The sequence below is a fragment of the Candidatus Sulfotelmatobacter sp. genome (genome assembly GCA_035498555.1).
Classification (GTDB): Bacteria; Eisenbacteria; RBG-16-71-46; order RBG-16-71-46; family RBG-16-71-46; genus DATKAB01.
Window position 1 is genome coordinate 1 of record DATKAB010000139.1, and the last position, 18598, is coordinate 18598.

The 18598-nt window shown below is 70.4% G+C and carries 20 protein-coding genes; 8 read left to right on the top strand and 12 right to left on the bottom strand.

All coding sequences use genetic code 11. From position 1 onward, the window contains the following. Nucleotides 1–211: 211 nt before the first annotated feature. From VMJ70_11750 to VMJ70_11760, 3 genes are read right to left on the bottom strand one after another with little or no spacing between them, the layout of a single operon-like run. A complete protein-coding gene (locus VMJ70_11750) occupies nucleotides 212–772 on the bottom strand; it encodes a hypothetical protein (protein HTO91795.1) in 561 nt (186 codons plus the stop codon). Continuing rightward, nucleotides 769–2184: an NAD(P)-binding domain-containing protein gene (locus VMJ70_11755; protein ID HTO91796.1), complete on the bottom strand. Its 1416-nt coding sequence runs from the start codon at nucleotides 2182–2184 to the stop codon at nucleotides 769–771. Before VMJ70_11755 ends, VMJ70_11750 begins: the two co-directional genes overlap by 4 nt. A 1-nt stretch (nucleotide 2185) precedes the next feature. Next, nucleotides 2186–3166 (bottom strand): hypothetical protein, encoded by a 981-nt coding sequence (locus VMJ70_11760; GenBank protein HTO91797.1) that lies wholly within the window; start codon nucleotides 3164–3166, stop codon nucleotides 2186–2188. A 185-nt stretch (nucleotides 3167–3351) separates the two neighbouring features. On the opposite strand from VMJ70_11760, the gene rocF reads away from it, so the two are divergent. From rocF to VMJ70_11775, 3 genes are read left to right on the top strand one after another with little or no spacing between them, the layout of a single operon-like run. Then, on the top strand, nucleotides 3352–4272 hold the full coding sequence (gene rocF / locus VMJ70_11765; GenBank protein ID HTO91798.1) for an arginase: 921 nt from the start codon (nucleotides 3352–3354) through the stop codon (nucleotides 4270–4272). 20 nt (nucleotides 4273–4292) lie between these two features. Beyond that, the gene (locus VMJ70_11770) at nucleotides 4293–4790 is read left to right on the top strand and encodes a hypothetical protein (protein ID HTO91799.1); all 498 of its coding nucleotides are present in this window, start codon (nucleotides 4293–4295) and stop codon (nucleotides 4788–4790) included. After that, nucleotides 4787–5188 carry a hypothetical protein gene (locus VMJ70_11775; GenBank protein ID HTO91800.1) on the top strand — a complete coding sequence of 134 codons (402 nt, stop codon included), beginning with the start codon at nucleotides 4787–4789 and terminating at the stop codon, nucleotides 5186–5188. Before VMJ70_11770 ends, VMJ70_11775 begins: the two co-directional genes overlap by 4 nt. A 3-nt stretch (nucleotides 5189–5191) precedes the next feature. Here the strand turns inward: VMJ70_11775 and VMJ70_11780 are convergent, their stop codons facing one another. Genes VMJ70_11780 through VMJ70_11795 form a run of 4 tightly spaced genes read right to left on the bottom strand, consistent with a single transcriptional unit; the run spans nucleotide 5192 to nucleotide 9560 of the window. Continuing rightward, nucleotides 5192–6445: a glycosyltransferase gene (locus tag VMJ70_11780; GenBank protein HTO91801.1), complete on the bottom strand. Its 1254-nt coding sequence runs from the start codon at nucleotides 6443–6445 to the stop codon at nucleotides 5192–5194. Next, nucleotides 6442–7218, bottom strand: coding sequence for a DUF5752 family protein (locus VMJ70_11785; GenBank protein HTO91802.1), 777 nt, complete (start codon nucleotides 7216–7218; stop codon nucleotides 6442–6444). Before VMJ70_11785 ends, VMJ70_11780 begins: the two co-directional genes overlap by 4 nt. Beyond that, nucleotides 7215–7919 carry a hypothetical protein gene (locus VMJ70_11790; protein ID HTO91803.1) on the bottom strand — a complete coding sequence of 235 codons (705 nt, stop codon included), beginning with the start codon at nucleotides 7917–7919 and terminating at the stop codon, nucleotides 7215–7217. The genes VMJ70_11785 and VMJ70_11790 overlap by 4 nt, the downstream gene beginning before the upstream one ends. Before the next feature lie 3 nt (nucleotides 7920–7922). Beyond that, entirely contained in the window at nucleotides 7923–9560 is a 1638-nt protein-coding gene (locus tag VMJ70_11795) for a trehalose-6-phosphate synthase (protein HTO91804.1), read from the bottom strand. Nucleotides 9561–9675: 115 nt separating this feature from the next. Here VMJ70_11795 and otsB point away from each other — a divergent pair, with 115 nt between their 5' ends. Together otsB and VMJ70_11805 are read left to right on the top strand one after the other, a co-directional pair. Then, nucleotides 9676–10476, top strand: coding sequence for a trehalose-phosphatase (gene otsB, locus VMJ70_11800; protein HTO91805.1), 801 nt, complete (start codon nucleotides 9676–9678; stop codon nucleotides 10474–10476). Nucleotides 10477–10516: 40 nt separating this feature from the next. Next, nucleotides 10517–11005, top strand: a complete 489-nt coding sequence (locus VMJ70_11805; protein ID HTO91806.1) for a DUF2214 family protein — start codon at nucleotides 10517–10519, stop codon at nucleotides 11003–11005. Between the two features lie 30 nt (nucleotides 11006–11035). Here VMJ70_11805 and VMJ70_11810 read toward each other — a convergent pair whose 3' ends face one another. Together VMJ70_11810 and VMJ70_11815 are read right to left on the bottom strand one after the other, a co-directional pair. Continuing rightward, nucleotides 11036–12700, bottom strand: a complete 1665-nt coding sequence (locus VMJ70_11810) for a hypothetical protein (protein HTO91807.1) — start codon at nucleotides 12698–12700, stop codon at nucleotides 11036–11038. Nucleotides 12701–12783: 83 nt separating this feature from the next. Continuing rightward, nucleotides 12784–13032: a hypothetical protein gene (locus VMJ70_11815; protein HTO91808.1), complete on the bottom strand. Its 249-nt coding sequence runs from the start codon at nucleotides 13030–13032 to the stop codon at nucleotides 12784–12786. A 53-nt stretch (nucleotides 13033–13085) separates the two neighbouring features. On the opposite strand from VMJ70_11815, the gene VMJ70_11820 reads away from it, so the two are divergent. Together VMJ70_11820 and VMJ70_11825 are read left to right on the top strand one after the other, a co-directional pair. Next, nucleotides 13086–13424: a heavy metal-associated domain-containing protein gene (locus VMJ70_11820; GenBank protein ID HTO91809.1), complete on the top strand. Its 339-nt coding sequence runs from the start codon at nucleotides 13086–13088 to the stop codon at nucleotides 13422–13424. Beyond that, nucleotides 13421–14443, top strand: coding sequence for a hypothetical protein (locus VMJ70_11825; GenBank protein HTO91810.1), 1023 nt, complete (start codon nucleotides 13421–13423; stop codon nucleotides 14441–14443). Before VMJ70_11820 ends, VMJ70_11825 begins: the two co-directional genes overlap by 4 nt. 85 nt (nucleotides 14444–14528) lie before the next feature. Here VMJ70_11825 and VMJ70_11830 read toward each other — a convergent pair whose 3' ends face one another. Further along, nucleotides 14529–16400: a S9 family peptidase gene (locus VMJ70_11830; GenBank protein ID HTO91811.1), complete on the bottom strand. Its 1872-nt coding sequence runs from the start codon at nucleotides 16398–16400 to the stop codon at nucleotides 14529–14531. Nucleotides 16401–16630: 230 nt separating this feature from the next. Here VMJ70_11830 and VMJ70_11835 point away from each other — a divergent pair, with 230 nt between their 5' ends. Then, nucleotides 16631–17230: an outer membrane beta-barrel protein gene (locus VMJ70_11835; protein HTO91812.1), complete on the top strand. Its 600-nt coding sequence runs from the start codon at nucleotides 16631–16633 to the stop codon at nucleotides 17228–17230. Nucleotides 17231–17380: 150 nt separating this feature from the next. Here VMJ70_11835 and VMJ70_11840 read toward each other — a convergent pair whose 3' ends face one another. Together VMJ70_11840 and VMJ70_11845 are read right to left on the bottom strand one after the other, a co-directional pair. After that, nucleotides 17381–17731 (bottom strand): hypothetical protein, encoded by a 351-nt coding sequence (locus VMJ70_11840; GenBank protein HTO91813.1) that lies wholly within the window; start codon nucleotides 17729–17731, stop codon nucleotides 17381–17383. Between the two features lie 241 nt (nucleotides 17732–17972). After that, on the bottom strand, nucleotides 17973–18598 hold a 626-nt coding region (locus tag VMJ70_11845), incomplete at its 5' end, for a histone deacetylase (protein ID HTO91814.1).

An 18598-nucleotide genomic window follows, 5' to 3' on the forward strand; every position in this document is an offset into this window, starting at 1 on the left:
CGTGCGGGTCCTTGTGGCAGTCCGTGCACACCTCGTGCGGCAGCGGCTTCCACTGCGCGAGCGGCTGGCCCTTGTCGTCCTTCGCGGTCACGACCTGCGGCGCGAGGTGGCACTTCGCGCACTCGACCTTCTGGTGCGCGCCCGTCAGCGGGAACGCCGACTTCGCGTGGTCGAACGCCGGCGCCGGCTTGAACGCCTTCGGGTCGTGGCACTACTCGCACTGCGTGCCGAGCTGGCCGCGGTGGAAGTCCTGGTGGCAGTCCTTGCACGCGGTCTCGAGCCCGAGCCAGCTCGCGGACTTGTCCTTGCGGCGGATGAGCGGCACCGCGCCCGACCTCTGGAAGTCGGGCTTGTGGCACTTGGCGCACGCGGCCTGCGCGTGCTTGCCCTCGAGCGCGTAACCCGTCTTCTGGTGGTCGAACTTCTCCGGCGTCCCGGACTCCCAGACGATCAGCTTGAAGTCGCGCCCGCCGTGGTCGGGGTGGCAGCTCACGCACTCCTTGCCGTTCAGCCGCGCGTGCGTGCCGCGATTGCGCGTCTTCATCCAGCCGATCTCGGTGTGGCAGGCGAGGCAGCGCTCGTCCATGCCGGACTTGCCGAGCTTCGCGGCGTGGCACTGGAAGCACTGCGTCGCGCCGTCGAGCGAGGCGTGCGCGTTCGAGAGCGGCCCGGGCGACACCTGGGCGCGCGCGGGAACGGACCCGGCGAGGAGCAGGGCGAGGAGGAACGCTGCGGCGTGGCGGGCGAGGGTGAATCGGCACCAGGAATTCATCCGTGCTTTCCGGTGGCCTCCAGGTCCACGGCCATTTCCTTCTTCACGATGCGCACGCCCATCCGCTCGAGGAACGGGTAGGGCGCTTCGCCTCCGATGCGGACCACGACGGCGTCGTTGGGCAGGAGTCGCAGCGCGCCCTGGTGCTCGAGCGCGACGACGTCGGGGCGGATCTCCTTCACCTGGCTCTGCAGCAGGAGCTCGACCTTGCCCGCCTTCACGGCGGCGTCGATCTTCTCCTGGTTGCGTTCCTTCACCCGCGCGAACTCCGTTCCGCGGTAGGACAGGGTGACGGTGGTGCCCTTCTGGTTGGCGAGTCCGAGTGCGGATTCGATCGCGCTGTCGCCGCCGCCCACCACCAGCATGCGCTTGCCCGCGAAGGCTTCCATTTCGACGATCTCGTAGAACACCTTGTCGAGATCTTCCCCGGTCACGCCCAGACGCCGCGGGGTGCCGCGCCGGCCCATCGCCAGGACCACGCGTCGCCCGCGGTGCTCCCCCTGCGCGGTGCGGACGATGAAACCGCTCGCCTCGCGCACCACGTTCTCGACGCGCTGCCCGGTCGTCACCCGGAGGCCGGTCTTCTCGATCGCGGTCTGCCACACTTTGAGCAGCGACTCCTTGGATGCGTCCGCCACCCAGAGATCGCCGTAGAGCGGGACGCGCAGGGGCTCCGCGAACAGCACCTTCTCGCGCGGATACTTGGCGATCGTATCGGCCAGCGTTCCCTGCTCGAGGATCAGGTAGTTGAGCCGCGAGCTCAGCGCTTCGAGCCCGGCCGACAATCCAGCCGGTCCGGCGCCGACGATCACCACGTCGTAGACGCCGGGACCCGCCGGCGCGCGTGAGGCCGCCAGCGTGCGCGCGACGTGCTCGATGGCGAGCTTGCCCTCGTTGACGGCGTTCTTGATCAGTCCACGGCCACCCAGCTCGCCGACCACGTACATCCCGGGCACGTTGCTCTCGAAGTCGGGACTGACCAGCGGCACCTGCAGGCGCTGTACCGATTCACCGGCGGTGATCACGATGCCGCTCACCGGGCAGGCCTCGGCGCAGTTCCCATGGCCCTTGCACAGATCGAGATTGACGATCGCGAGCTTGTTTTCGAGTCGGATCGCCCCCGGCTCCGGGCAAACGTCCACGCACGCGCCGCAGCCCACGCACACGTCGGCGCGCACCACCGCGTGACGCGGGCCGGAGGCCGCCGGCGCGCCGCTCACCACGCGCGCGGTGGCCAGCTCGAACGCCTGGAGCGGCGCGCGACAGCTCGGGCAGTGGCTCGCGCCCTGCGGCACCGCCTTGCGGCAGCGCGGGCAGCGGATCTCGGCCGCGCGCGCACCCGGCGCGCGGCGCAGGTGCAGAGCCACGAACACTCCGGTGAGGGCGGCAAACGCGATCACCGTGAGCAGCACGTCAGCGCCCCATCGAGAAACCGCCGACGCCGCCCACCCAGATCGCGACCACCACGTGCACCAGCACCGCGATCAGCGCGGTCGCGGCAAACGGCCGGTGGAACACGTGCCAGGCTCCGAACAGGCGGCGGGCGGCGTCCAGCACGTGGACCTCCTGCTGGAGCCGGATCTCGCGGCGCGCGAGCCGCAGCGTGTCGTCGAGCGCCTGGTCGTCGAGCGGGCGCGTGCCGGGCCGCGGGCGCGACCACTGCTCGCGGAGTTGGCGAATCATCCGGCCGCGCTGGAAATCGTCGCGAATCAGGCGCATCACCGTACGGATCGGATCGAGCCCCTGGTAGGGCGCGGGATCCACGGCCAGCGCGCGCTCGACCGCCATGGGTTCGAGTCCGGTGACGGCGGCGATGTGAGTGAGGAGCGTGCGGCGCTCCTGGCTCACGTCTTCGATCGACATCTCGACGCCGTTCCGGCGCCGGGGAATGTGCGTGTACAGATAGCGGCCGACGATCCCGGACAACGCCACCACGAACATGGACAGGTAGCCGAGGCCGATCAGGCCGTCGAAGCGCCAGCCGGCGTGCACCGCCACGATCACCGGGAGCGCGAGCCCGATCACGATGTGCACGCGCAGCCACGAACCGATCGCGCCGGTCCAGGAAAGCCAGCGCGCCGACTTCCGGATCGCGTACGCCCACATGAACAGGAACAGCGCGAGCCCGGCGACGCCGAGCCAGAGCCCGATCGGACCCGAGGGCTTGAGCAGCGCGTGGAGCGGATGGCGGAGCCGGCCGGCCGGAGCGAGCGTGTAGTAGCGCCAGCCCCACGCCGTGATCGCGACCGGGGGGGCGAGCAGCGCCAGCACCGCCCAGAAATCGGCCCGTCCGCGGCGCCCGGCCCCGGTGGCTGCACGCGGGCCACCCACCGGCCGGAGCGTGGCCGGGGGCGGGCCCGACTCTCGTTGTGCACGAACAGTCGAGAATCCCATGGCAATCCGCAATGCTCGGGAAATGGGAACACCCGGCGGGACAGCGAATGGCGAGCCCTCGCGCCGGGGCCGTCCTGGTGGGGCAAGAGCGGTGCCGGCGCTGCGCTTATCTCTACCACCCATTCGAGCCGAGCGGTTCCGGAATCTTGGCTCGTCTCGCGCCCGCTGCTATTGTCCGCGATTCGATGACGACTCGACGACGGAACGTGGAAATCATCGGCATTCCGGTGGATCTCGGGGCGGGTCGACGGGGGGTCGACATGGGCCCCTCGGCGATCCGGATCGCCGACCTCGAGCCCCGGCTCGAGGGGCTGGGGCACAAGGTCACCGACTTCGGTGACATCGATGTGGTGATCCCCGAGACCCAGAAGGTGGGCGCCGGCAAGCTCCGTTACAAGGCGCCGATCCTGGCCGCCTGCGACGAGCTCAGGAAGCAGGTCGAACGCAGCCTCGGCGAGGGCCGCATGCCGCTGGTGCTGGGCGGCGACCACAGCATCGCGATCGGCTCGGTGGCGGGCTCGAGCGCCCACTTCGCGCGCTCGAACGAAAACATCGGCCTGATCTGGTTCGACGCTCACGGTGACGCCAACACGCCCGAGACCACGCCGTCCGGAAACATTCACGGCATGTCGCTGGCGGTCTCGCTGGGGCTCGGCGACAGCGATCTGGTCAACCTGGGCGGCCGCGCACCCAAGGTGCTGCCCAACAACACCGTGCTGATCGGCTGTCGCGACCTGGATCCGGGGGAGCGGCAGATCCTGCGGAAGAGCGGCGCCACCGTCTACACCATGCGCGACATCGACGAGCGCGGCATGCGCGACGTGGTGGACGAAGCGATCGGCCTCGCCAGCGACAACTCCGCCGGCATCCACGTCTCGTTCGATCTCGACGTCGTGGATCCCGAAGACGCGCCCGGCACCGGAACGCCGGTGTGGGGCGGGATCACGTATCGCGAGGCGCATCTGGCGATGGAGATGCTCAGTGATCGCGCCTCGATCGTGGCCCTCGATCTGGTCGAAGTGAATCCGGTGCTCGACAGCCAGAACATGACCGGCATCCTCGCCGCCGAGCTGGCGCAGAGCGCGCTCGGCAAGCGCATCCTGTAGTCCCTTCGGCTCGGAGGTCGATGCTCAGGGATCGGAGATTCTGGTTTCTGGTGGCGGTGCTGGCCGCGCTGGTGGCGGTGCTGGCGCTGCCCCGAGCGGTCAGCCACTGGGCGCCCGCGCCGCCGGCCAATCGCCCGAGCGCCATCGATTCGGCGGCGGGGGTGGCGCGCGCCGTCGAAGTCGCGCCCGACCAGGATCTCGGTATTCAGCCCCGGCACCCCGAGATCGGTTTCCGCTCGCGCGAGCTGCTCGAGGAGCACTTCCGCAAGCACGGCCGGGAGTTCCACGCCCGCTCGGCCGAGGAGTACCTGCGCATGGCCCAGACGCTGCGCGACCGGCGGAAGGGACGCGATGTGGTCGAGTTCGTGCGCAACGATGCCGTGACCTGCAAGTTCGATCGCGAGAGCGGAGCATTCATCGCCTACGACTCCGACGGGACCATCCGCACCTATTTCCGGCCTCGCGACGGCGAGGCCTATTTCGAGCGGCAGAAGAGCCGCTCACACGAGGGACCATGAGCGCCGAAGAGGTTCGCGATTTCCTGCGCGCGCGCGGCTGCCCGGAGCCGGTGGCGAACGCCGGCCTCGCCGGCCTGATCGAGGACTGGGAGCGGATCGCCGAGGAGATCGTGACCGGCTATGCGGTCGGGCTCGACGACTACCTCAACGACATGGACGTGCGCGAGCTGATCGCGGCCGCGATCGCGGCGGTGCCGAAGGTCCTGCCGCCGGCGCTGCGCCGCAAGCTCGAGGCCGCCGACCAGCGCGCGCGCTCGGCGCTGGTGCCGGCCGCGCGCTGCCTGTGGGGGCCGCGGCTCGCGGCCGCCAACGCCTGGGACGCCCAGGGACACTGGTGGTACTTCATGAAGCCGGCGCGTCCCGGCGACGAGCTCAAACGCGATCTCCAGGGCGGATAAAGCTCACCCGCCGCTCTTCACCGCCTCGACCCGCCGCAGCAGGTACAGGAACAGCGCCAGGTAGTCGCGGCCCTCGCGCGGGTGCAGGAAATGCGCCCGCACGTGCTCGCGGCCGTTGCGGCCAAGTCGACGCCGCAGCGCCGGCCCGTGCAGCAGGCGGAGCATCTGAAGCGCGCAGCCCTCGATCGAGCGCACCAGCAGGCCGGTGCGCTCGTGCAGGACCTGGAGCGGGATGCCTCCCACCGCGCTCGCCACCACCGCGCGCTCCTTCCACAGCGCTTCCGACACCGTGAGCGCGAAGCCCTCGCGCAGCGATTTCTGGACCACCACCGTCGATCGGCGCTGGAGCGCGTTGATCGCGAGGTGACTGTCGGGCGGAAGCGCGAGCAGGGTCACGTCGCGCGCGTTCCCCACCTGCTGCCGCACCTCGGCCAGTACCGCCGCGCCCTCGGGGTCGTCGTCGGCGGTGCCGCCGGCCAGCACCAGGTGTGCGCGGGTCCGGCGTCGCGCGAGTCGAAATGCCTCCACCACGCCGGCGGGGTCCTTCAGCCGATCGAAGCGCGACACCTGAGTGACGAGCGGCGTGTTGGCCGGCAGCGCGAAGGGCGCGAGCAACGAGTCCACCTCGGCTTCCTCGAGCGGGCGATTCTTGTCGGAGAGCGGATCGATCGAGGGCGCCGAGAGGAAGCCGGGGACCGGCAGGCCCGAGGCGAAATCCGGGTGCGAGCAGATCGCGGCGTCGTAGTAGAGCAGGTGCGGCTCGAGGAACTCCCAGGCCTCGGGCGTCCGGTGCGAGAGATCGATGTGGCAGCGCCACACCCAGTGCTGGCCCGGTTTTCGCCTCAGCGACGCCAGCGCCGCAGGCTGCGGGTCGTGGATCATGATCAGGTCGCCATCCAGCGCCAGCGTCTTCGCAGCCTCGCGGCTCACGTCCATGAAGTGATCGCGATCCGAGCCCGTCAGCTCGACACGCACGCCGTGCAGCGCGTTGTGGAGTGACTTGGTGATGGCGTAGAAGCGCGCGTCGCCCGGCATCACCTCCCACGCGATCGGCAGCCCCAGCTCCTCGAACAGCCGCACCAGCCGGTGGAGGATCTCGGCCACGCCGCCGCCGGTGGCGGTCGAGTTGACCATCACCAGGCGATGGCCGCGCAGCTCGAAGGCGAGCCGCTCGAGCACCTCGATCGCGTGATCGCCGGCGACGGCGCGATAGCCGTCGACGAGCGACTCGGCGCGGGCTCCGGTTTCCGTGCTCATGACCCCGGGCCGCTCGCCCGCCGAACGCGACGCACCAGGCGCGTCACGGCGTCGCGCCCGGCCTCGCGGCGCGAGACGTCGGGCGAGCGGCCAGCGTCGGCCAGGCGTCGGGGCAACGTGCTCATGCGCCAGCGGCGCAGCACGCGCTCGCGCGCCGCGAGCAGCGCGAGATGGCCGTCCGCGAACTCCGCGAGCAGCGCGGCCAGCCGCTCCTCGCCGCTGGCGCGCAGCCATTCGAGCAACGGAGTTCGACCCGAATCGAACCACGGCTGTTCGACGAGGTGGTAGAACCACACCTCGACGTGCGAGTTCGCGAGATCCTCGAGCAGATCGGCGCCGCTCGAAGGCTCGCGTCCGGTCGCGATCGGGACGGATTCCGCGGACAGGAGCACGAGTGCCGCCTCGTCGGGCACCTCGACGTCGTGACGTGAGCGCGAGACCAGCGCGTCGAGCACCTCGAGCAGCGCCGCGCGCAGCTCGCTCGCCCCGCCGTTGCGGGTTTGGGCCGCGAACGCCAGCCGTTCGGCGGCCTCGCGATCCTGCAGCACGGTCGCCGCCCAGGCCGCAAGATCATCCGGCGGCGGCTCGTCGCCGCTCGGGTGCCGCAGGCGCTGATGCACGCAGTGGTAGAAGAGCGACCGATCGGGGAGCTCGGCGATGGCGGTGCGCAGCGAAGCAAGACCCCGGGCGCGCGGGCCCACCGGGCGTACCAGATGAACGACGCCCGAGAGCGGATGCGCGGCCTTCGCGGCCGGCGGTGCCGCCTCGTTCATCGGGGCGGCTGGCGTTCGGGTTCGTCGAGCGAGCGCAGGTACTCGATCACGAAGTCACGCGCCAGGTCGCGGCAGCCGAGCCCGAAGGCGAGCGCCAGCCCCAGCCCGACTGCGCCCACCGTCACCACGCCGAGCGCCATCACGAACTGTGCCGCGAGTCCGAGCTGCTCGACCGCCAGCAGCGCGGCGAAGCCGGTGAGCACGCCGCTCACCAGCCGCCCGCGCAGTCGGGCGCCGCCGAGGCCGGCGCTCTCGAAGAAGCGGCGGCTGAGGCCACCCAGCACTGCGGCCATCAGTGTGCCGACCGCGAACAGGAATCCGGCGGTGAGAATGCGCGGCAGCACCTCGGCGAGGCGCGATCCCATCGAGGGTCCGGCCGGGACGCCGAGCAGGTCGAGCGCGATCAGGATGGCCACGGTCACCGTGGTCCAGTAGATCGCCCACGCCGCCAGCACCGCCGGTTCGTGCGCCGCCGCGGGGCTGCCACCCAGCAGGCGCTGCATGCCCTGGTTGAAGCGCAGTGCGCGCAGCAGGGCGCGCGTCAGGCCGAACAGGGCGGTGGCGAGCGCCCAGCCCACCAGCACCACCAGCAGCGCGATGCCGAGCTCGATGGCGAAATCGCGCGCCCTTAGGCCGAAGTCCGAGAGTCGCTGGCCGAGGCCGGCCGCGGATGTCACCTGCAGGATCAACATCGGGTGCATGGATTACCTCCCCGGGGAGTTCGGTGGGTCGGGGCCGGCCGGCTCGCCGGCTTCCGCGATTCGGCTCGCCTCGCTCGGGGCGGGCTCGGGCGTCTGCAGACTCAGGCGCAGCGTGGTGTCGAGCACGTCGAGTGCCCAGTCGAAGACATTCCTGCGCAGCACGGTCTCGCGCAGCGCGGCCATGCGTGCCTGGCGCGCCTCGACCGGTTCGCTCAGCGCCGCGTGGCAGACGTCGGCCAGTCCCTCCCGGTCGAAGGGCGACACCACCCAGGCGCGCGCCAGCTCGCGCGCCGCGCCGGTGAACGGCGAAATCACCAGCGCGCCGTCGAGATCGGGAGAGGCGGCGACGTACTCCTTGGCCACCAGATTCATGCCGTCGTGGAGGGCGGTCACCAGGCACAGATCGGCGAGCCGGTAGTAGGGCACCAGCTCGCGGAAGTCCAGATTCCCTTCGATCAGGTGCACGGTCGGGCCTCCGGGTCGCGGGAAGCGCTCGTTCAGTATTCGCACCCAGCGCCGGGTCTCCTGCCGCACGCGCTGATACTCCGGCAGCTCGATGCGCGACGGCACGGCGATCTGGATGAACGCGAAGCGCCCGACCCATTCGGGGTGCTTCTCGAACAGTCGGCCGATCGCGTCGAAGCGCTCAGGCAAACCCTTGGTGTAGTCGAGTCGATCCACGCCCAGACCGACGCGGCAGTCGATCAGTCCGAGCTCCTCGCGGATCGCCGTCGCGCGCGCGCGCGTCGCCGGCGATTCTGCGAGCGTCGAGATCTCTTCGCTGTCCACCGAGATCGGAAAGCTGCGTACCCAGGTTCGCCGGCCGCCTCGATCCACCGCCATCCGTTCGCGATGGATGCGCGCCTCGAGCGTATTGGCCACGCCGTCGAGAAAATTCAGCGCGTGCAGATCGAGATGGAACCCGACGACGTCATTGGCGAGCATTCCCTCGAGCAGCTCGCGCCCCCACGGCAGAACGCGAAACACCTCGGGATTGGGCCACGGGATGTGCCAGAACATCGCCACCTGCAGGTCGGGGCGCTTCTGCTTGATGAATCGGGCGCACAGCGCGAGGTGGTAGTCCTGGAGCAGAACGATCGATGGCCGGTCGCCGACCTCCTCGAGCGCGGCCTCGGCGAAGCGGCGATTCACCTCGACATAGCGTTCCCAGTCGTCGAGCCGGAAGCGCGGCCGAACGTAGACGATGTGGCACAGCGGCCACAGCGCGCTGTTGGCGAAGCCCGAGTAGTAGCGCCGGTGATCCTCGTCGGAGAGCCAGATTCGCCGGAGCTGATAGCGCGGATGATCGGGCGGGCAGCCGACGCGATCGTGCTCATCCACGACCTCGCGGTCGGCATTGCCGCTGCCGTGCGCTACCCAGGTGCCACCCAGCGCCTGCGCCACCGCGTCGAGCGCCACGGTGAGCCCGCCGGCGTTGCGCACCCAGCCGATTTCGCCACCATGGCGCTGGTGCGAATAGGGCTCGCGATTGGAGACGACCACGAGCTGCCGGCCGGGAAGGTGGGCTCGAGCCCACTCCGCGAGCTGCTGGCGCGAGGTGCGGGGCGGCGAATCGGCCCGCATCCGGGTACGTGTGGCGGCTCGCCCGAGCGCCGAGCGCAGCCGCGAGGGAATTTGCATCTGGGGCTCTCGATCTGGCCGGCGCGCAACCTGCGGCGATTCAGGAATGCGCGCTGCGGCTAGTATTCTCGCGGCAGGTGATCCGGTCAAACCGTTCGGAGCGAGCCTCACGCAAGTGAACGACCTGTTGGATCTTCCGCACGACCTGTGGCCGGCGGTCATTCGCGCCGCGCGGCGGCTGCTGATGCTCGACTACGACGGCACGCTGGCGCCGCTCCGCCTGAATCGGATGGACGCGACCCTGCCGCCGCGGACGTTCGCGGCGCTGCGAACGCTCTCGGCGCGACCCGACACGGCGCTTGCCATCGTTTCGGGGCGCGGGATGGACGAGCTGCTGAAGCTCACCGGGGGCCTGCGCGTCACGCGGATCGCCGAGCACGGCTGGGAAGTGCGCGAGGCGGGCGGGGCTGATCGGCCGGCGCCGCTCCCGGCGGCGGCGGCGCGGGCGCTCGACGACGCCGAATCCTCCGCGCGCGCGCGCGGCCTCGGCGAAAGGCTCGAGCGCAAGCGCACCGGACTGGTGCTGCACCTGCGCGATCTCCCGCCGGATCGGGCCGACTCATTGGCCCGCGAAGCGCGGGAGTTGTGGCACGAGACCGACATCGCCGGCTCGCTGCGGCTCGATCCGATCCACGGCGGGCTCGAGCTGCGCGCCGCCGGACGCAACAAGGGAACGGCGGTGCGCGAGCTGATCGAACGGGTGGACGCGGGCGCGCTCCCGGTGTATGTGGGCGACGACTTCACCGACGAGGACGCGTTCGTGGCGGTGAAGGGCGGCGGCTTCGGGATCCGCGTGGGACCACGAGATCAGCCCACCGCGGCCACCGGCTGGCTCGCCTCGATCGACACCACGGCCCACTTCCTCGAGGAGTGGTTGCGCGTCACCGGGGAGTTGTCGCACCCTGCCGCGTCGTGACGGTCGCCACCCGGGCGGCCGACTCAGCCTCGGAGCGGGTATGAACTCGTTCAACTCGATTCGCGCCGCCGCCGCGGTGCTCTCGGCGCTTCACCTGCTGGCCCTCGGCGTGGGACTTCCGGCGGTGTTCCTCCGCGGCCGCGCGCTGAGGGGCACGCTCGATGCCGCCGGTATCCGGCGCGTGCTGACGGCCGACAATCTCTGGGGCGTGGCGGCGCTGGTCTGGATCCTGACCGGGCTGCTGCGCGCCTTCGGGGGCTTCGAGAAGGGTTCCGAGTACTACCTGCACAACTGGCTCTTCCACCTGAAGCTCGGACTGGTGATTCTGGTGCTGCTGCTCGAGCTGATGCCGATGCTCACCTTCATGCGCTGGCGGATCGCGCTGGCCAAGGACGAGGTGCCCGACCTGTCCTCGGCACGGCTGCTCTACACTCTCAATCACATCGAGATGGCGCTGGTCGGGGTGATCGTGTTCGTGGCCGCGTTCATGGCGCGCGGCTTCGGCCTGATTCACTACCTGATCCGCTAGTTCGGCTCGCTCCGGGAGCGGGGCGCCCGCTCAGGTCCGGGTCTTCACCGCGATCGCGCGGATGGCTTCGCGCAGCTTTCGGTGGCGATCGAAACGCAGGACGAACTCGGATTCGCGCGGGCCGCCTTTTGAGCCGATCACCTCGACCAGCCCTCGGCGCTCGCCGGCGCTCCAGCCCTCGAGCCCGGGCAGCACGCAGACCAGCGGGGCCCAGCGCCGCCACCAATCGCGCTGATCGTCGCTGAACCCGCGCGGGCCCTCCCGGCCGACTTCGAGCAGCCGCGCGGCCTCGGCCACGCACTCGCGCTCGGCGCGTTCGCGATCGTCGCCCCAGTTGGCGGCGAGAAAGCGGGTGACCGCGAGGCCCACGCTGGGCAGCGGCAGCAGGCCCATGACGTCGTCGCGTTCGCGCCCGGCGTGGAAGTAGAGGTTCTCCCGCGCCAGTCGCCGCAGGACGGCGGCCGAGCTGCGGTGCCCGGAATCGCGCTCGAGCTTCGCCTCTTCTGCGTGCATCAGCTTTGCGGTGGCGCGATCGCGCGGCGCGTAGCCGAGCTTGCGATAGAACCACCACGCGCCGGATTCGATCGCCTCGTCGTTCAGGTGCCCGAGCTGGTAAGGAACGATGGTGAAGGCGCTGGCGCCGAACAGGTGCCGCACCATCGCCAGCGCGCGGCCATAGACCTTGCCAGCCTCGGCGCCGCGGAAGGTGTCGAACACGTTGTAGGCCATCTCGGCCGAGCCGAACAGCGCGCTGTTCAGGACGTAGCCGATCGGCACGCCGTTGCGCAGCGTCAGGAACGCGTAGACCGCCTCGAGCATCAGGCGCCGCGCGGGCTGGACGCCGATGCAGGCGAACGCCAGCCCTTCGCCGCAGTCCACCAGCCGCACGTCGCGCGGATCGGCGTAGGAGAACGCGTCGAGATCGCGGCTGCGCGTGATCATGGCGCCGCGCGCGAGGTCGATCAGCGCGCGAGCTTCGCCGGGCGAACAGTCGCGAACCCGGCGGGGTCCCCGGCGGATCTCGGCGCGCAGCTTCGGGCGCCCGCGATCGAGCGCCCGCCGCTGGAAGGCGCGCGGCGCGCGGGCGTGGAGCTCCAGGGTTCGCGCGGGCGTGAGACTCTTGCCGATCGTTCGCGGCGCGAGCGAGAAGGGTGTGTCGAGCTCGTCCCACAGGGCTTCACGCACCACGTCGCTGGCGGCGATCGCCGCGAAGCGCCGGATGAAGAACGCCGCCTCGTTCGAGCGCGGCGCTCGCATGGCCTTGAGCCAGCCGCGCGCGCCGAGATCGTATTCGTCGAGGCCGGGCGTCTCGGCGGCCAGCGCGAACAACGGCAGGAAGGTCTCGACGCGATCGCGCTGATCGAAATCCTTCCAGTCGATCGCGAGCTGATCCGGCCAGCGCTCGGCGAGCCAGCGCGCGGTGGGGCTGAAGAAGCGGTAGCGGATCGGAGTGCCGGCGATGCCGCTGTCGGCCAGGGCCTCGCGATGCCGCCGGAGATCCTCGCGGCGGCAGAACGCCGAGAGCAGGGCGCGGGCGCGGCGTTCGACCGCGCGCGAATCGGGATAGGCGCTGAGGAAGCACAGCGCTTCATGGAGCCGCAGCACCTCGCCGGCCCGCTCGAGGTGCGTGTCCTCGAGCGCGTCGAGCAAGGCGAGCTTGAGGCGCGCCGCGCCGGCTCGGTACTCTCGTACCACGCGTTCGAGGGCGGCCAGCGCGGCCGCCGGGGCCGGTGGCTTCCGATTCGGGCGAGCCCGCGCCGGGCGCGGCCTCGATCGAGTCATGAACCCGGGGTGGAAGTGTGCCGATCGTCCTGGGGAGCGGGCTCCTGGTCCCAGGGCTGTTCGGAGGGAGTCCAGCCCTGCTCGGGCACCAGGATGTCGGCGTGGCCGCTCATGCGGTCCACCCGGACGAGATAGTTGTCGCCGTCGACGGTGATGTGGTCGTAGCGCCAGCGCGTGGGCCATACGAACAGCGCGAGCGCGGCGACGATCGCGAGGAACAGAAGCGATGCCAGAAACCTGCGCATGCCGCGAGGCTACAGGAGCAGGGCGCGGCGCGAAAGCCGGATTGCGCCACGCGATGCTCTGGATGCCGGCGCTGGTCGCGGTTGCGCTGGCGCTGTCCGGCTGCGGCCACTCGGACTCGGGCGCGCGCGTCGCCTCGCGAAGCGCGCCCGCGGTTCGCTCCCCGCTGACTCCCGCGCGCACCGTGACCCTGGAGATCGGCGGCATGACGTGCAGCGCGTGCGTCGAAAAGATCGAGGGACAGTTGACCCGCGTTCAGGGTGTGCGCTCGGCGCGCGTGAGCCTGGCCGAACGGCGTGCGCGCGTCGAGTGCGACGCCTCGCTCCCCGACTCGGCGCTGATCGCGGCGGTGCGTCGTGCCGGCCCCGAATATCTGGGCCTGATCGTTCGGTGAAGTCCGCGCCGCCGATTGCCCTGGCCGCGGCGATTGGACTCGCGGTGCCGGTTGCGCCCGCTCTCGCCCACGTCGTCTCGGACCGCGAGGTGCGGGTGCTGCAGGCGCTGCCGTGGGGCGACGTGGCGGCCGCGCTCGCATCGTCGTGGCCCGACAGCGCCGGCGCCGTGGCGCCCGACGACGCGTCACTCGGCTGGAGTGCGGGGCCCCAGGCCGGCGCCATGCTGCTGTTGATGACCGCCGCGTCGCACGCGGATTCGGCGGCGGCGGAGCGCGCGTGGAGGGCGGTGGACTTCGCGTTCGTCCGGCAGCGGCGCGACGGCGGCTTCGACCTGGGGCGGCCGGGCTCGAGTGCGACGCCACGGTTCGAGGCCGCGATCGATCCCGGTCCGGTAAGCCTGATCGGCGAGCTGGGTCGCGCCGAGATCGCGCTCGAAAACGGTCCGGTGCAAGCGCGATTTCACTGGCGCGTGGTGCTGATGCTCCCGAAGCTGCGCCGTTCCCTCGATTCGCTGGTGGCGGGCGCTGCGACGATCGAATCGCGTGGCGCCGGCCGCCCCGGCGAGCTGATGTCGGCGGCTTCCTGTTGCCTGCTTGGCGATGGGATCTACCACGTCGAGACCATCGGCCTCGCCGGGCAGAGGCTGCTGGTCGCGGCGCTCGCCACGCAATCCAAGGGCGGCCAGTTCCGAGCGGACTCTCCGGGCGCCCTGGCCGAGCACGCGCTGGCGCTCGAGAAGCTCCAGCCCCTGGTGCTCTACTTCCCGGCACCCTCCCTGGAGGACGCCGAGAAGCGCGCCGCGCAGTGGCTGCTCGAGAAGATGGAATCGGGCACGAAGCCGACTGACTGGAGTGCCGCCCCCTCAGGCTCCGGAGCGATCACGGCCCGCCGCGCTCAGGCGCGCGCGCTGTTTGCGCTGATGCATTTCGCCGAGCGCAGCAGCGACTCGGGATTTCGGTCGCGAGTGGAGCGCGCGGTCCGGAAATGGGTTCGAGAACCCAGGACCCCAGGACCCTAGAGGCCCTGGAACCCCGGGACCCCGCAACCCAGTGACCCTGGAACCCCAGGACGCTGAGACCCCGAGACCCTGGAACCGTAGAACCCTACTTCACCCACCGATCGAACCACGCGCGCGTGCGCACCAGCTCGTCGGCGCGGTGCCGCGGCTCGCGCATGGTGTGGCCCTCGCGCGGATAGTGCACGAACTCGGTCGGCACGTTGAGCGCGGTGAGCGCACGATAGAGCTGCTGGCTCTGCGGGTAGGGAACGCGGCGATCGTCTTCGCCGACCAGGATCAGGGTGGGCGTTTTCGCGTTGCTGATGTAGGTGATCGGCGACGCTTTCTTCCAGTTCTCGGGCGTCATCCAGGGCGGGCCGTCGAAATCGTAAGCACGGTACTTCTGGATGTCGCTCTGGCCGTAGTGGGCGCCGAGATCCACCGCGCCCGCGGACACGGCGGCGGCGCTGTAGCGATGGGTCTGAGTGATGGCCCAGGCGGTGAGATAGGCGCCGTACGAGTGGCCGAAGATGCCGAGATGCCGCTCGTCGGCCAGGCCCTGCTTCACCAGGTAGTCGACACCAGCCTCGACGTCACGCCAATCCTGCCCGCCCCAGTCGCTGCGCCGGCGCAGCATGAAGGCGGTGCCGTAGCCGCCGCTCGAACGAAAGTTGGGCATGAAGATCTGGTAGCCGCCGGCGGCGTAGTACTGCTGCGCGGCGAGAAATCCAAGCGCATAGCGTGCTCGATAGGGTCCGCCGTGCGCCAGCACCAGGGTCTTGAGGGCGGCTTTCTCGGGCGCGCCCGGCGGCCGCACGAGAAGGCCCTCGACCGTCGCGCCATCGCTGCTGGTCCAGCGCACGGTACGGGTGGCGCCGAGTGCGAGCGCGCGCACCGAAGCGTTCACCTCGGTGACCGGATGGCCGGAGTCGGCGGGCCGCTCGGCGACCCAGATTTCGGCGGGCTCGGTGGGACGCGATTGAATCCACGCCACACGTCCGTTCTTCGCAGCGACCGGGCCGCCCGCCTCACCCTTGCGATCGGTGAGCAGCGTCACCGGCCCGCCGGCCAGAGGCACCGCCGCGAGCCGCGTGGAAACGCCCTGCGCCGCGTGGAAGAACAGCGTGTCACCGCCCGGCGACCAGCATGGCGTGTCGGCGTCCTCGTCGAACGAGGCGGTGAGATTGCGGGGTGAACCGCCGGCGGCGGGCGCCACCCACAGATCGGTCTTCTCGACGTAGGCGTTGCGATTGGTGCTCGCGGCCAGCGCGATCCAGCGCCCGTCCGGCGACCAGGCGAACGCGCCGCCGATCACGCCCAGCTTTCGCAGCGCGCCGCCCTCGGCCGGAACCACGCCGATGTCTTCGAGGTTGCCGTCGTCGGGCTTGCCGGTCGGGCTGGTGATGAAGGCGAGATCCTTCGAGTCCGGCGACCAGCGCACGTTCCACAGATAGAGCGGCCCGGAAGTGAGACAGCGCGATTTCCTGGTGGCGATGTCCATCACCCACAGCCGCGGATACTGCAGGTGCTCGTCCTCGACCACCTGATCCCATTTCTTCCTGCGCCAGTCCTTGACGCTCTTCGCCAGCGTGTCGGCCATCACGTAAGCGAGCGAGCGACCGTCGGGCGACCACTCGACTTCGCTCACGCCCTCGGCGTAGGAGCCGAACGCCCACGGCTCGCCGCCGCGCAGCGACATCATCCAGATCGCGGAGTGGGCGTCATCACCGGTGCCGCGATTGGCGACGAATGCGAGTGTGTCGCCGCTGGGCGAGAAGGTCGGCGAGAGGTCGGCCTTGGGATGACGCGTCAGGCGCAGGGCCGGGCCGCCCGACGCGAAATCCACCAGCCAGATGTCCTGATTGTTCGAGTCCTCGGCGGTGTCGGGCTCGTTGACCACGTATGCGAGTCGCCGGCCGTCGGCCGACCAGGTGAGGTCGCTCAGCGAGCGCATCGAGATCACGTCCTCGACGCGCATGGTGCGTGGGCCCGGCGTAACCCGGGGCCTGGCAGCGGGCTGAGGTGCCGCCCAGCCGGCGGCCGCGAAGCACGAAAGTAGCGCCATCGTTCGGCCGATAAACCATGTTGGCTTCGCCATGCCTGCTTCGCCCTCCGTTTGGGAGAGAAGCATGCAGCCTAGCCGAGCCGGACGCCGCCGCACAATCCGGGCGGGCTCCAGGCGCGTGTGATTCTCGTGGGGGATTCGTCATGCGTACGTCCAAGCTTGTCGTTCTTGGCGCGGCGATGATCGTGGCCGCGTCGCTCGCCTCGGCATTCAACGCCTCGGCCGATCCGTATCCGCAGACGCGGAACGGCTTCTACCTCGGCCTCGGCATCGGTGGCGGCACCGGCGCGGCTTCGCTCTCCGGGAACGGATTCTCGGCGTCGTCGGATCGTCAGGGCGGCGCGGTGGGCAGCCTTCGCCTCGGCTGGTCGGTGATGCCCCAGCTGTCGCTGGGCGTCGAGAGCAACTCGTGGGCGCGCACCGAAAGCGGCCAGACCGTGTCGATGAGCGTCTACACCGCCGGCGCGACCTACTATCCGAACCCGTCGCAGGGTTTCTTCATGCGCGCGGGCGTCGGTGGCGGCAACGAGAGCTTCTCGGTGAGCTCGGGCAACAGCTCGGGTTCAGCGTCGCAGTCCGGCTTCGGCTTCACGGTCGGCACCGGCTACGAAATGCGCCTGATGCCGCACTGGTCGCTCGGCCCCGCCGTCGACTACGGCTACGTCAACGTGAAGAACCAGGGATTCAACATCTCGTCGAACTACGTGAACTTCACGGCGGCGATGAACTGGTATTTCTTCTAGAAGACACTCGCGCGCTTCGGATCGCGAAGCGCGAACCTGGCACCACGACACGGCTGGGCCTCGCGGCCCAGCCGTTCGTCGTGACCCACCTCCAGCGAGTTTCCCGTACGCCGGTTCCCCTCGAACCGGCGCCCCCCGCCTCGGGCAGTCTCAGCTCGAGCTGGCGGTCTCGGCCGCGGCCTTCACCACCACGCGGTGCGCCACCGACTTCCCGCCCTCGTCGCGGTAGTAGACCGTGACGCGCGCGTCCTTGGCGAGCTCGCCCTGCGTGGTCATGTCGTCGTGGCGCACGAAGGTGCGCGTCATCGGCTGCTTCCCCGACTTCTCCACGGTGAGGCTCTGCTTGTCGAGCGCGGTGACGACCCCGGTGAACTGATGCATCGCATTCCTGCCCTTGCTCGGGCTCGGCGCGTTCTTGGAGCTCGCGGCGTGCGCGGTGCCCGCGACCAGGCCGGCCAGCAACAGCACGGGAAGAGCGATTCGTGTCCAGTTGCGATTCATGTGGCGTGTCCCCCTTTCGATTTGCGGGGGCGCGGCCGCCTGCTCAATGCAAGGGTCGGGCAAGCGCGGAAGTGCTGCGAAATCGAGCGGTCGCGGCGTGACGCCGTGCCCGGCGTGAGCGGCGCCGAGCACGTCGTGGTCAGGCGGGTCGCGCGGCGCCGATGGCGTCGTGGTCAGGCGGGTCGCGCGGCGCCGACCACGTCGTGATCAGGCGGGTCGCGCGGCGCCGGTGGCGTCGTGGTCAGGCGGGTCGCGCGGCGCCGGCGGCCGGAGTTCTCGCCGCACGACGTTCTTCCACCGCTCGCGCCGCGCGCCACACGCGGGCGTGGGCCTCGACGCTGCGCTCGATCGGGCGCGCGTAGCCGCCGCCCAGGGTCAGCACGATCGGAAGGCCGCGCTCCTCGCACCATGAGAACACGCGCTGATCGCGGGCCGCGAGCCCCTCGAAGCTGAGCGCCAGACGGCCGAAGCGATCGCCGGAGAGCGCATCCACGCCGGCCTGGTAGAACACGATGTCGGGCCGATGCCGATCGAGTGCCGCCGGGAGGTGGCGATCGAGCGCGGCGACGTACTCGGCGTCTTCGCAGCCCGCCGGCAATCCGACGTCGATGCGGCTTCGTTCCTTGTTGGCCGGATAGTTGGCCTCGGCGTGAATCGACAGCGTGAACACGGTTGGGTCGTGCTCGAAGATCGCGGCGGTCCCGTTTCCCTGATGGACGTCGAGATCGGCAATGAAGGGGCGCTGCGCCGCGCCCGCCTCGCGCAGGCGCGCGATCGCCACCGCGAAATCGTTGAACAGGCAATAGCCCTCGGCCCGATCGCGAAACGCGTGGTGGGTGCCGCCGGCGAGATTGCCGGCGATGCCGG